Annotated in this window: 11 protein-coding genes; 9 read left to right on the top strand and 2 right to left on the bottom strand. The window is 65.9% G+C overall.

Translation table 11 applies throughout. The annotated features are described in order from the left end of the window. Window positions 1–178: 178 nt before the first annotated feature. A complete protein-coding gene (locus BMY53_RS16220; protein ID WP_092947537.1) occupies window positions 179–511 on the bottom strand; it encodes a cupin domain-containing protein in 333 nt (110 codons plus the stop codon). A 279-nt stretch (window positions 512–790) separates the two neighbouring features. Here BMY53_RS16220 and kduI point away from each other — a divergent pair, with 279 nt between their 5' ends. The 9 genes from kduI to kdgR all read left to right on the top strand — a co-directional run bounded on the left by kduI (window position 791) and on the right by kdgR (window position 11,741). Then, entirely contained in the window at window positions 791–1,627 is an 837-nt protein-coding gene (kduI, locus tag BMY53_RS16225; protein WP_092947538.1) for a 5-dehydro-4-deoxy-D-glucuronate isomerase, read from the top strand. 59 nt (window positions 1,628–1,686) lie between these two features. Beyond that, complete coding sequence (gene kduD / locus BMY53_RS16230) at window positions 1,687–2,448, top strand: 2-dehydro-3-deoxy-D-gluconate 5-dehydrogenase KduD (protein ID WP_092947539.1); 762 nt, start codon at window positions 1,687–1,689, stop codon at window positions 2,446–2,448. Between the two features lie 39 nt (window positions 2,449–2,487). Next, entirely contained in the window at window positions 2,488–3,375 is an 888-nt protein-coding gene (locus BMY53_RS16235) for a carbohydrate ABC transporter permease (protein WP_092947540.1), read from the top strand. Continuing rightward, on the top strand, window positions 3,372–4,283 hold the full coding sequence (locus BMY53_RS16240; protein ID WP_092947541.1) for a carbohydrate ABC transporter permease: 912 nt from the start codon (window positions 3,372–3,374) through the stop codon (window positions 4,281–4,283). The genes BMY53_RS16235 and BMY53_RS16240 overlap by 4 nt, the downstream gene beginning before the upstream one ends. A 512-nt stretch (window positions 4,284–4,795) precedes the next feature. After that, on the top strand, window positions 4,796–5,935 hold the full coding sequence (locus tag BMY53_RS16245) for an ABC transporter ATP-binding protein (RefSeq protein WP_092947542.1): 1,140 nt from the start codon (window positions 4,796–4,798) through the stop codon (window positions 5,933–5,935). Beyond that, window positions 5,932–7,266 (top strand): ABC transporter substrate-binding protein, encoded by a 1,335-nt coding sequence (locus tag BMY53_RS16250; RefSeq protein WP_092947543.1) that lies wholly within the window; start codon window positions 5,932–5,934, stop codon window positions 7,264–7,266. The genes BMY53_RS16245 and BMY53_RS16250 overlap by 4 nt, the downstream gene beginning before the upstream one ends. Window positions 7,267–7,279: 13 nt before the next feature. After that, complete coding sequence (locus tag BMY53_RS16255) at window positions 7,280–8,431, top strand: oligogalacturonate lyase family protein (protein ID WP_092947544.1); 1,152 nt, start codon at window positions 7,280–7,282, stop codon at window positions 8,429–8,431. A 62-nt stretch (window positions 8,432–8,493) separates the two neighbouring features. Further along, window positions 8,494–10,902 (top strand): pectinesterase family protein, encoded by a 2,409-nt coding sequence (locus tag BMY53_RS16260; RefSeq protein WP_177200911.1) that lies wholly within the window; start codon window positions 8,494–8,496, stop codon window positions 10,900–10,902. A gap of 29 nt (window positions 10,903–10,931) precedes the next feature. Next, entirely contained in the window at window positions 10,932–11,741 is an 810-nt protein-coding gene (gene kdgR / locus BMY53_RS16265; protein ID WP_092947546.1) for a DNA-binding transcriptional regulator KdgR, read from the top strand. Window positions 11,742–11,859: 118 nt separating this feature from the next. Here kdgR and BMY53_RS16270 read toward each other — a convergent pair whose 3' ends face one another. Continuing rightward, on the bottom strand, window positions 11,860–12,261 hold the full coding sequence (locus BMY53_RS16270; protein ID WP_092947547.1) for a hypothetical protein: 402 nt from the start codon (window positions 12,259–12,261) through the stop codon (window positions 11,860–11,862). Between the last annotated feature and the right edge of the window lie 34 nt (window positions 12,262–12,295).

Raw genomic sequence — 12,295 nt, forward strand, 5'->3', positions numbered from 1 at the left:
CACGGAGCGGACGCCGCTGCAGTGCGGCGCCGCCTCGGTACTGCGGGTATGACCGGGCTTCAGGCGCGAGGCGTGGGCCCAGGCGGGTACTTCGGGTACTGCGAAGGAGCGGATTGGGGTGGCTGCGGCTACGGCGAGCCACCCCGGGGCGCCTCGGGCGAGGCGTCCGGCAGTTACTTCAGAGGTAGTCGTCGCGTCGGGGCGAGAACTGGTCCAGCAAGGTGCTGTCCGGTTCCAGTGCCACCACGCCGTGCGTGTGGCCGTGAGGCGCCACAAAGGCATCCCCCGGCCGCAACACTTTCTTGATGCCGTCCACATCGCATTCGAAGGCACCGCTGATCACGTAGGCGATCTGGTCGTGCACTTCATGCGCATGCGGCGTGCCGATGGCGCCCTGGTCGAACTGAACCAGGACCGACATCAGCTGGTCGGTATGCCCGACGATCTTGCGGCGGATGCCCCCGCCCAGATCCGTCCAGGGGGTGGCCTCATTGTCGAAATAGGGATTCATGAGACGCTGCGTTGCCAGTGGATGCGAGCAACTATAGCGACATCATTTAAAAATGAAACACCGGTTCACTAGATAGAAACCATAGTTTCGTGCGACTCCTTCGCGCCTTACGCTTCGGTCCCAATACATCGCATACGTCGCTCAATGACGACGCTGAATGTGACGTTGCAGCCGTTCTTCAAAACGCCGCAGCGCGCCATTCCAGAACCCCGCAGCGCGCCCTTCAGGCGCCCGGCGAGGGGCCCCATACCGAGGACACAGAGGATACCGAGGACGACCATGGACATCCGCCAACCCCTGCACAGTGAACATGCCCGCACCCTGGACACGGAAGGCCTGCGCCGCCATTTCCTGGTGGAAGACCTGTTCCTGCCCGACCAGGCCACGCTGACCTACAGCCAGATCGACCGCATCATCGTGGGCGGCATCATGCCCGTGACGCGGCCGGTGGCCTTTGCGCCGGAGCTGGGCAAGCACACCGGCACCGATTTCTTCCTGCAGCGCCGTGAACTGGGCCTGATCAACATCGGTGGCGCGGCCCGGGTGCTGGTGGATGACCAGCAGTTCGACATCGGCCCGCGCGAGGCGCTCTACATCGGCCAGGGTGCCAGGATCGTGGAGTTCAAGAGTGTGGACAGCAGCCAGCCCGCCAAGCTGTATTTCAACTGCGCGCCGGCCCACACGGCCTATCCGCACCGCAAGGTGACGCTGGCCGAAGCCTCGCCGGAAACGCTGGGCGCGCCCGAGACGAGCAACCGCCGCACCATCTACAAGTTCCTGGTGCCGGACGTGCTGCCCACCTGCCAGCTGCTCATGGGCATGACCCAGCTGGAGCCGGGCAGCCTGTGGAACACCATGCCGTGCCACACGCATGACCGCCGCATGGAGGTCTATTTCTACTTCGACATGAACGAGAACGCAGCGGTCTTCCACATGCTGGGGGAACCGACGCAGACCCGCCACCTGATCGTGCGCAACGAGCAGGCGGTGATCAGCCCCAGCTGGTCCATCCATTCGGGCGTGGGCACGCAGGCCTACACCTTCATCTGGGGCATGGTGGGCGAGAACCAGGTCTTCAAGGACATGGACCACGTGCCGATGACGGCGCTGCGCTGACGCGCGGCCCGTACAGGGACAGCTCGGCAAACTTTTCGCTCATTCGAGGGACCAACAACATGATCCTGGATCAATTCCAGCTGGATGGACGCGTGGCCATCGTCACGGGCTGCAACACCGGCCTGGGGCAGGGCATGGCGGTGGCGCTGGCGCAGGCCGGCGCGGACATCGTCGGTGTCAACGTATCAGACCCGGTGCAGACCCGCGCCGAGGTCGAGGCCCATGGCCGCCGCTTTCTGGACCTGCGGGCCAAGCTGGGGGATATCAGCTGCATTGAAGGGCTGGTGGCGGAGGCCAAGTCGCTCAGCGGCCATATCGACATCCTGGTGAACAACGCCGGCATCATCCGCCGCGAGGACGCCATCCGCTTCAGCGAGCAGGATTGGGACGACGTGATCGACCTCAACCTGAAAACGGTGTTCTTCTTTTCCCAGGCGGTGGCGCGGCAGTATCTGGCCCAGGGCAGTGGCGGCAAGATCATCAACGTCGCCTCCATGCTGTCCTTCCAGGGCGGGGTGCGGGTACCGTCGTACACGGCCAGCAAGAGCGGGGTGATGGGCATCACCCGGTTGATGGCCAACGAGTGGGCCTCGCACGGCATCAACGTGAACGCGATCGCACCCGGCTACATGGCCACCAACAACACGGTGGCCCTGCGGCAGGACGAGACCCGCAACGCGGCCATCCTGGAGCGCATTCCGGCCGGACGCTGGGGGGTGCCGGAGGACCTGGCCGGGCCGGTGGTGTTCCTGGCCTCCAAGGCGTCGGACTACGTGAACGGCTACACGGTGGCGGTGGACGGCGGCTGGTTGGCACGATAGGCACCAGTCGGCGAGCTTCGAAGGAGACACGGAGCGACGATGTACGAGAACAAGAGACTGGGGTTTTTGTTCGTCCTGCCCTTTGTGCTGGGCGTTCTGCTGTTCAAGCTGTTCCCCTTTGTGATGAGCTTTGCGCTCAGCTTCACGCAATACGATCTGATCGACCCGCCCCAGTTCGTGGGGCTGCAGAACTACCGTGAGCTGGCGACGGACGATCCGCTGTTCCGCAAGTCGCTGGGCGTGACCTTGCTGTTTGCGGTGCTGGCGGTGCCGCTGCGGGTGGGCTTTGCGCTGTTCATTGCGCATGTGCTCAACTTCAAGCTGCGGGGGATCAATTTCTTCCGCGCGGCGTTCTACATCCCGTCCATCCTGGGCGGCTCCATCGCGGTGGCGGTGCTGTGGCGCTTCGTGTTTGCGCGGCAGGGGCTGGTGAACCTGGTGCTGGCGAAGTTCGGCATCGAGCCGATTCCGTGGCTGGCGGACGAGCACTATTCAATGTGGACAATCGTGCTGCTGTTCACCTGGCAGTTCGGCTCGGCCATGGTGATCTTCCTGGCGGCGCTGCAGAACGTGTCCATCTCGCTGTATGAGGCGGCCGAATGCGATGGCGCCAGCAAGCTGCAGCAGTTCTGGAAAATCACGGTGCCGTTGATCACGCCGGTGATCTTCTTCAATGTGATCATGCAGATGGTGCATGCTTTCCAGGAGTTCAACGGGCCGTACATGATCACGGAGGGTGGGCCACTGCATTCCACCTACGTGCTGGCGCTGTACATCTACGACCAGAGCTTCCGGTTCTTCAACCTGGGCTACGGTGCGGCACTGTCGTGGGTCTTGTTTGCCCTGGTGGGCGGGCTGGCGCTGCTGTCGTTCTGGAGCTCCAAGTACTGGGTCTTCTACTCCGGTGAAAAGGAGCAGAAGCGATGAGCCGTCTGCATGTGGCACAACCGCCGGTTTCCGGCAATGCCAGGAGCGCTGTGGTGGAACCGCTGGTGCTGGGCCGGGATCAAGGCAACCGGTGGCTGCGTTATGCAGCGCTGGGGGTCGTGGCGCTCGTGATGTTGTACCCGCTGGTGTGGCTGGTGGGCGCATCCTTCAAGAACAACGCGGAGATCTTCAGCTCGGCAGGCTTCTGGCCCAGCCGGTGGGACTTTGATGCGTATGCCAAGGGGTGGAAGACGAGCACGGAGTACACGTTCGCCACGTACTTCCTGAACAGCTTCCTGATCACGATTCCCCGCATCATCGTGACAGTCATCTCCTGCGTGATGGTGGCCTACGCGTTTGCACGCTTCGAGTTCTGGGGCCGCAAGACGCTGTTCAGCATCATGATCGCGACCATGATGCTGCCGTTGATCGTGTTGCGGTTGCCGCAATATCTGGTGTTCCGGGAGATCGGGTGGCTCGACTCCTATTTGCCACTGATCGTGCCGTCTGCGTTTGCCACGGATACGTTCTTTGTGTTCATGCTGGTGCAGTTCCTGCGGGGGATTCCGAGGGACATGGAAGAGGCCGCACAGATCGATGGATGCAACGCTTGGCAGCTGCTGTGGCACATCATCGTGCCACTGTTGAAGCCGGCCATCATCTCGGTGGTGGTGTTCCAGTTCATCTGGACCATGAACGATTTCATGGGGCCGCTGATCTACCTGGCATCGGTGGAAAAGTATCCGGTGTCGCTGGCGCTCAAGATGAGCATCGGGGCGACGGAGGAGGTCGAATGGGCGAATGTGATCGCCATCTCGGTGGTGGCGCTGATCCCGTCAGTGGCAGTGTTCTTTGCGGCGCAGAAGCACTTTATTGAGGGGGCGACGTCGTCGGGGGTCAAGGGATGAGGGTGGGCGTGCACCTATGCGGTTTGTCGGTAGAGGCGCTGGTGGGGTGCGAAGTGTCCTCCAGTGCGCACCACCGGTGCGCCGTCAGACCGACATCGGGGCCCCTTTTACTCCATGTCCCCCGCCCGCTTCGCGGGCTCCTCCTAATACTTACGTAAAAGGGGCCCCGATGCCGGTCTGACTCGTGACACCCAGCCCTGCATCGAAATCACCCCCCAAAGTCTCTCAGCGGCATCCTAGAGGCCCACCCAATACCGAAACGCCTACACCCTTTGCATCACTCCCCCATCAAGACCAAAAACCTGCCGCTGGAAACAAGCGCTACGACAGCGCTCTAACCCGAGCGGAACCACAAGGGAAATAGCCAGGCAGGCGGGCAGTGAGACGGTGGAGCGACCCAAGAAGGATCAGACGCTAGCGAGCGAGCGAGCAGAAAAGAGAAGCGCAGAACTGTAGAAGAGCAGAAATGCCGAGCGTAGAAGAGCCAAAAAAGAATCTTTGGAGACAACCCAGTGGCAAGACTTTCGCTGAACAAGATCGAGAAGACATACCCGAATGGATTCAAGGCCGTGCACGGCGTGGACCTGGAAGTGCGGGATGGTGAGTTCATGGTGTTCGTCGGCCCCTCAGGCTGCGCGAAGTCGACGCTGCTGCGGATGATCGCCGGGCTGGAGAGCATCACCGGGGGTGAGCTGCGCATCGGCGACAAGACAGTGAACAGCCTGGCGCCCAAACAGCGCGGCATCGCCATGGTCTTCCAGAATTACGCGCTGTATCCGCATATGAAGGTGTACGAGAACCTGGCGTTCGGCCTGAAGCTGGCCAAGACACCCGCCGATGAGCTGGATCGCCGCGTACGCCACGCCGCCAGGCTGCTGGAAATGGAACACCTGCTGGAACGCTACCCGAAGCAGCTGTCCGGCGGACAAGCACAACGCGTGGCCGTGGGCCGCGCCATCGTGAAGAAGCCGGAGGTGTTCCTGTTCGACGAGCCGCTGTCCAACCTGGACGCCAAACTGCGCGCTGCCATGCGCGTGCGGCTGACCGAACTGCACCGCACCCTGCGTGAAAGCGACCAGCCCGCCACCACCGTCTATGTGACCCACGACCAGGTGGAAGCGATGACCATGGGTGAACGGATCTGCGTGCTGAAGGACGGCGTGATCCAGCAGGTGGATACCCCCACAGCCCTGTACGAACGGCCCGCCAACAGCTTCGTCGCCGGGTTCATCGGCTCGCCGGAAATGAACCTGCTGCCCGCTCGCCTGGAAGCCACCGACGCAGGCCTGACCGTGCAGCTGGCCGGTACACGCCTGCGCCTGCCCGCCGAAAAAACCGCCGCACTCACCAGCCTCGCGCAACGCGCTGACGGCGCCGTTCAACTGGGCCTGCGCCCCGAGCACCTGACCCTGTCCCCACGCCCCCACGGCGACAGCGAACCCCTGGCCGTGCGCCTTCGCTTCACCGAGCACATGGGCTCGGAGGTCTATGCCCATGTGGACCTGGGCGAACTGGCGCTCACCGCCCGTATCCCCGCAGAACAGGCCCTCGCCCTGCAAGGGCTGCAACGCGGCGACGCCGTGACGCTGCATGCGCAGATGTCCGCCAGCCACCTGTTTGACGCTGAATCCGGCGTGAGCCTGCTGACATGAGCACCACCCGTCGTCAATTGCTGGGCGCTGCCGCCGCCACCAGCGCGGTGGTGGCCGCCGGCGCCGGGCTGTCCATGGCGCCAGCGTTCCTGCGTGCGCAGGAACCACGCGTGCTGCGCTTCGCCTGGTGGGGCGGTGCCGGCCGGCACGAGGCCACACTAAAGGCGCTGGCCCTGTTCGAGCGCCGCTACGGCGTGCGGGTGAAGGCCGAGTACATGGGCTTCAATGGGTATCTGGAACGGCTGACGACGCAGATCGCCGGAGGCTCGGAACCGGACGTGATGCAGATCAACTGGGCATGGATGGCCATGTTCAGCAAACGCGGCAATGGGTTCTACGACCTGCGCCGCCACGCCGGCCTGCTGGACCTGACCCAGCTGGACGCCGACGACCTGGCCTACGGCGATGTGGCCGGCAAGCTCAATGCCGTGCCCGTGGGCTTCAGCGCCCGCGTGATGCTGTGGAACGAGGCCGCGTTCCAGCGCGCCGGCCTGGCCCTGCCCACCACCTGGGATGAGCTGTTTGCCACCGGGCCGGCCTTTCGCAAGGCGCTCGGCGAAGACGCCTATCCGCTGGACGGCGAGCTCTACGACATGATGCTGCTCGCCCAGGCCTGGGTGCAGCAACGCCACGGCACCCCGTATGTGGACCCGAAGGCGCCGCGCGTGGCCATGAACGAGGCGGCCGCGCTGGATTGGGTGCGGGTCTACCGCCGGCTCATCCAGGAACATGTGGCGACGCCGCTGCCCCTGCGCGCCAGCCTGGGCGGCGCCGAGAAACCCACCGAGCAGCAGCCCGACTGGGTGAACGGCCGCTGGGCCGGCAACTACACCTGGGATTCGGTGATCGCGCTGCGCAGCTCGACCCTGGACAAGCAGCAACGCCTCGCCCTTGGCGAGTTCCCCACGCTGCCCGGTGCCGAGGACAGCGGCATGTTCGGCCGCCCCACCGTGATGTATGCCGTCAGCCGCCATGCGCAAACCCGCGGCCATTCGGAAGAGGCCACCCGCCTGGTCAACTTCCTGCTGACCGATCTGGAAGCCGCCGCCTTGCTGGGCCGCACCCGCGGCCTGCCGTCCGCGCGAGGCCCGTTCGAGCAACTGCGCAGTGGCCCCGGCGTTCCACCGCTGGAGCTGGCCGCGCACGATCAGATCCGCGCCCAGCGCCAGGCCGGGCGCCTGCGCCGGCCCGCACCCCTGTTTGAACACGCCCGGCTGCACAAGTTCATGCGCGAGGTCTTCGAGACCGTCGCCTATCGCAAGACCACCGACGAAGCCGCAGCGCGGCGCCTGGTGACCGAAGGCCAAGCCCTGCTGCAACGCATCAAATAAGACACACCGCCCCATGAAAGCCACCGAACGCCAACTCCGATTCGCCACCCGGCAGGACCCCGACACCGGCGCCCGCGTCACGCGGCTGACGCCCACCGACGTCACCTGCCATCGCAATTACTTCTACCAGAAGGCCTTCACCAACGATGGCAGCCGCCTGATCTTTGGCGCCGAGTTCGGGCCAGGCACCAGTTGGAACTACCACCTGCTGGACCTGAACAGCCAGGTCGCCCTGCAGCTGACCGACCAACCCGGCGAGAACACCTTTGGCGGCTTCCTGAGCCCCGACGACCGCCACCTGTACTTCGTGCGGGCCGAACGGCAGTTGATCCGCCTCGCGCTGGCCGACCTCAGCGAGGAAGTGGTCTACCGCGTGCCCGAAGGCTGGGTCGGCTACGGCACCTGGGTGGCGAATTCGGCCTGCACCCGCATGGTGGGCATCGAGATCGCCGCCAGCGACTGGTTCCCGCTCAGCGACTGGCAGAAATTCCACCAGATGTTCCACGCCAAGCCACGCTGCCGGCTGATCCGCATCGACCTGGCCACCGGCGAGCGCGAAGTGATCCTGGAACAGCAAGGCTGGCTGGGCCACCCGCAATACCGCCCGTTTGACGACACCACCGTGGCGTACTGCCACGAAGGCCCGCACGACCTCGTGGATGCGCGCATGTGGTTCGTCAATGAGGACGGGACCCACATCCGCTGCGGCCGCCAGCAGGACCCCGGCGAAAGCTGCACCCATGAGTTCTGGGTGCCGGACGGCTCCTCCATGATCTATGTCTCCTACCTGAAGGGCCAGCGGGACCGTTGGATCTGCTCGCTCGACCCGGTGACGCTGGAATCCCGCCGCCTGATGCGCATGCCGCCGTGCTCGCATCTGATGAGCAACCACGACGGCAGCCTGCTGATCGGCGACGGCTGCGATTCGCCGGCCGACGTGGCCGACACCAGCAGCCACCAGATCAAGACCGACCCCTACCTGCATGTGTTCGACATGAAGGCCGGCACCGAGCGCGTCGTGGCCCGCCACGACAGCAGCTGGCGTGTCTACAAGGGCAACCGCCAGGTCACCCATCCGCATCCGTCCTTCACGCCGGATGAACGCCAGGTGCTGTTCAGCGCAGACGCCGAAGGTGAACCGGCGCTGTATCTGGCAGACCTGTGATGCGAGCGGGGTGCCTCCAGCGTGTCAGGCGGGCAGGGCCGCGGTGGCTGCTGGCCCTCGCCATGACGGTCTCCGCCACGGGGGTGACGATGGCTGCAGGGGCTGAGCCCGGCGCCGGGGATGGGGCGGCGCGTCCTCAGTTGAGTGACGCCGAGGCCGGCCACCTGACCCTGGCGGCGTACCTCGGGGACTGGCTGCCTGCGCCGCTGGGCGATCCCGCCGCACTGCGCCCGGACTTCATCGTGGCGCCCGATGGCGGCGGCACCCATCGCACGGTTCAGGCCGCGCTGGACGCCGTGCCGGCCGCCGGGGTCGGCCAGCGGCGCATCAACATCCTGGTGCGGCCCGGTGTCTACCGGGAGGCCATCTGCCTCGAAGGCAAGGCGCCGTTCCGCCTTTATGGCGCGGGCGACCCCGCAGCGGTCGTCATCGTCGAAGGGCGCTACAACGGCCTGGCGAAGCCGATGCCGCCGGCCGCAACGCCCGCCGAACGCGCAGAAGCCGCGCAGCAGGTCAGCCGCGTGGCGCTGCCGGACGGCTGCCAGCGTCTGTTGGGCGCCAGTGCCGCCCGCACCGTGCCGGCCGCTTCGGGCGCGACCGACGCCACACCGACCTACGGCACCCCCGGCAGCGCCAGCGTCAGCCTGCTGACGGACGATGTCCAATTGCAGCGCCTGACCATCGCCAACGACGCGATGGAAGGCGTGCGTGCGGGCGAGGGCTATCCCGCCGGCGCCAACGAACGGGGGGGCGCCCAGGCCGTGGCATTGCTGACGCGCGGCGACCGGCTGCAATTGGAAGAGGTTCGCCTTATCGGCCACCAGGACACCTTCGAGGCCGAACGGGCCGCCGGCAAGCCGGGGCGCGTGCTGGTGCGACGCAGCGAGATCCGTGGCGATGTGGACTTCATCTTCGGTGGCGCCACCCTGGTGATTGACGACAGCCTGATCGTCAGCCGTGCCGGGCGCCGTCAGCCCGGCCACGGCGGCCACGTCATCGCGCCCAGTACGCCGCAGGACCAGCCTTATGGCTTCCTGATCCAGCGCAGCCGCTGGCTGGCCGAGACGGGCGTGGCACCCGCCAGCATCAGCCTGGGGCGCGCCTGGGACCGTGGCGTGACGCCCGGTACCTGGCAGCCCGGCACCGCCGTGCCCAACGGGCAGGCGCTGGTGCGCGAGAACCTGCTGGGGCCGCATGTGGCGCCGTGGTCGGCCTCGACGTCGCGACGCCGCTTCAGCCTGGAAGGCGCCGCCGCCAACCGCATGGCCGAATACCGCAACCAGGCGTTGCCCGCAGCAGCCTTCGAGCACCTGCCCGACGGCGACGGCTGGGCCTCCACCAACGGCGGTACCCAGGGCGGGGCGGCGGCAGCACCGGAAGCGATCCGCTGGGTCCGCAACCGCACCGAGCTGGACGCGGCCCTCGCCTTGGGCGAGCGGCCCAAGATCATCGCGCTGGCTGCCCGTATCGACCTGGCCGCCGACGCCACCGGGCGCCGCCTCGGCATGGAGGACTTCCGCGATCCCGCCTTCGACCTGGCGGCGTTTGCCAAGGCCTACGACCCCGCCACCTGGGGCCGCTCGGAGCCCAAGGGCCCGCTGGAAGACGCCCGCCGCCGCTCCGCCCAACGACAGGCCGAGCAGGTGGTGGTGCGTGTGCCCGCCAACACCACCGTGATTGGCATCACGCCCGATGCCGGCTTCGACAACGGTTCACTGCTGGTGGAGCGTGCGCGGCAGGTCATCCTGCGCAACCTGCGGTTCTCGGACGCCTACGACTATTTCCCGGCCTGGGACCCGCAGGACAATGGCCATGGCGAGTGGAACTCCGAATACGACACCGTGGCCCTGCGGGATGCGACGCAGGTGTGGGTGGACCACTGCAGCTTCGACGATGGCCATCGGCCTGACCGCGCCGAACCCACGCTGCTGGGCCAGCGAATGCAGCGCCATGACGGCCTGCTGGACATCACCCGCCGCTCGGACCTTGTCACGGTCTCCTGGAACCTCTTCCGCCAGCACGACAAGACCATGCTGATCGGCGGCAGCGACAACCATCGGGACGACCGGGGCCGCCTGCGGGTGACGTTGCACCACAACCTGTGGGAAGCCGTGAAGGAGCGCACCCCACGCGTGCGTTTCGGGCAGGTGCATGTGGCCAACAACCTGTTTTTCGTCCATGCGGACCAGCCTGAGGGCTATGCTTACTCGCTGGGCGTGGGCTTCGAGGCGCAACTGCTGAGCGAAGCCAACGTCTGGGAACTGCCGCCTGGCGTGCCGCCCGGGCAGGTGGTGCGGGTGCTCAAGGGGCAGCGGTTCGAGGACCGCGGCTCCCTCATCAACGGGGTGGGCGCTGATCTGGCGCCCCTCCAACCAGTGGGTTGGACACCGCCGTACGCTTGGCGCCCAGCCCCCTCGTCCGAGGTCGCCACCCGTGTTCGCCAGGGGGCGGGCGCGGGGCGGCTGTGGTGAAATCCCTTCTTTGAACAGACATAGTGCGCATGGATGACGATCTGAATGATGGCAAACAGCAGCCCGAGTCGGTGGCGGCGGTGCTCAAGGTCTTTGCCATCCTGCAAGCCTTGTCCGAGCGCAGCGAGACCGGCATCTCCGAGCTGTCGGTGCGCCTGGCCATGCCCAAGGCCACCGTCTACCGTTTCCTGCAGACCATGAAGACGCTGGGCTACGTGCAGCAGGAGTCCGATGGCGAGCGCTACGGCCTGGCCATGAAGACCTTCGAGCTGGGCGCCAAGGCCTTGCAATACCCGGATCTGGTCGAGCTGGCCAAGCACCACATGCAGATGCTGGCGGACGCTACCGGCGAGACGGTTCACCTGGGCACGCTCATCGACAGCGAAATCATCTACGTGCACAAGGTGGATTCACGCCACATGCTGGGCATGTATTCCCGCGTGGGGCGCCGTGCACCGCTGCATTGCACGGCGATCGGCAAGGTGCTGATGGCATGGGAGCACCCCGACCGTCGCCAGCGCATCCTGGCCGGCGCCGACTTCAAGCGTTTCCGCGACAAGACCATCACCGACCTCACGGCCTTCCAGACCGAACTGGACCGGGTCAAGGCACAGGGCTTCGGCGAAGACCGCGAGGAATTCGACGACCACATCCGTTGCCTGGGTGTGCCCATCTTCGACCGCCTGGGCCATCCGGTGGCCGGCATGAGCGTGAGCTTCCCGACCTTCCGTTATGACGACGAGAAGGCGCCGGAAGTGGTCACCATGCTGAAGGAGGCCAGCCGGGACATCTCGTCGCGGCTGGGGTGCGCGAAGTTCCCTCTGGATGAAGGGCGCTGAGGCGTCTCATCCGAGCAACCAGCTTGCGCGTTGCCCATGTCGCCATGGGCTGAAGAACCCGCAGTGGCCCTGGCGGAGCCGGGCGCCCGGGTGGGCGTTGGCTTCGCCTCGGTGCCGATCAGGCAGCCGGGGCCTGGGTTCCCACCGCCTTCAATGCCGACAGGGCACGGGCATGGGCTTCGACCAGTTCCGGTGAGCCGTCGAAGTGCCCCACGTAGCGGGCCATGAAGGCCTCCTGGCTCTCGCGGTTCAGGGCCAGCAGCTCACGGGTGCGTTGAGCCACGGCCAGCGGCGTGAGGTCGGCATCGCCCTTGCCGTCGATGGCTTCATCCAGCATCACGATCAGGCGGCTGAGCGGGTCCAGCCAGCGCATGTCGTCCGAATAGGCCATTACCTGCAGGAAGTCACCGGCCCCTTGGGGGCCGTTGCGCTTTTCATAGTCCCGCCGTTCGAGATCCACAAGCGTGCGGTGCAGGTCCAGCAGGGCGGAGCGAAGGTGGTGGCAGGTGTCGACAGGCATGGCAGTAGATGAGGCGGGTAAGAATGCCTGGAGC

It is taken from the genome of Roseateles sp. YR242 (genome assembly GCF_900109745.1).
GTDB lineage: Bacteria > Pseudomonadota > Gammaproteobacteria > Burkholderiales > Burkholderiaceae_C > Roseateles.

Coding starts and splice junctions, on each gene's coding strand:
- BMY53_RS16220 (WP_092947537.1), bottom strand. CDS start 511: ATGAATCCCTATTTCGACAATGAGGCCACCCCCTGGACGGATCTGGGC.
- kduI (WP_092947538.1), top strand. CDS start 791: ATGGACATCCGCCAACCCCTGCACAGTGAACATGCCCGCACCCTGGAC.
- kduD (WP_092947539.1), top strand. CDS start 1,687: ATGATCCTGGATCAATTCCAGCTGGATGGACGCGTGGCCATCGTCACG.
- BMY53_RS16235 (WP_092947540.1), top strand. CDS start 2,488: ATGTACGAGAACAAGAGACTGGGGTTTTTGTTCGTCCTGCCCTTTGTG.
- BMY53_RS16240 (WP_092947541.1), top strand. CDS start 3,372: ATGAGCCGTCTGCATGTGGCACAACCGCCGGTTTCCGGCAATGCCAGG.
- BMY53_RS16250 (WP_092947543.1), top strand. CDS start 5,932: ATGAGCACCACCCGTCGTCAATTGCTGGGCGCTGCCGCCGCCACCAGC.
- BMY53_RS16255 (WP_092947544.1), top strand. CDS start 7,280: ATGAAAGCCACCGAACGCCAACTCCGATTCGCCACCCGGCAGGACCCC.
- BMY53_RS16260 (WP_177200911.1), top strand. CDS start 8,494: ATGACGGTCTCCGCCACGGGGGTGACGATGGCTGCAGGGGCTGAGCCC.
- kdgR (WP_092947546.1), top strand. CDS start 10,932: ATGGATGACGATCTGAATGATGGCAAACAGCAGCCCGAGTCGGTGGCG.
- BMY53_RS16270 (WP_092947547.1), bottom strand. CDS start 12,261: ATGCCTGTCGACACCTGCCACCACCTTCGCTCCGCCCTGCTGGACCTG.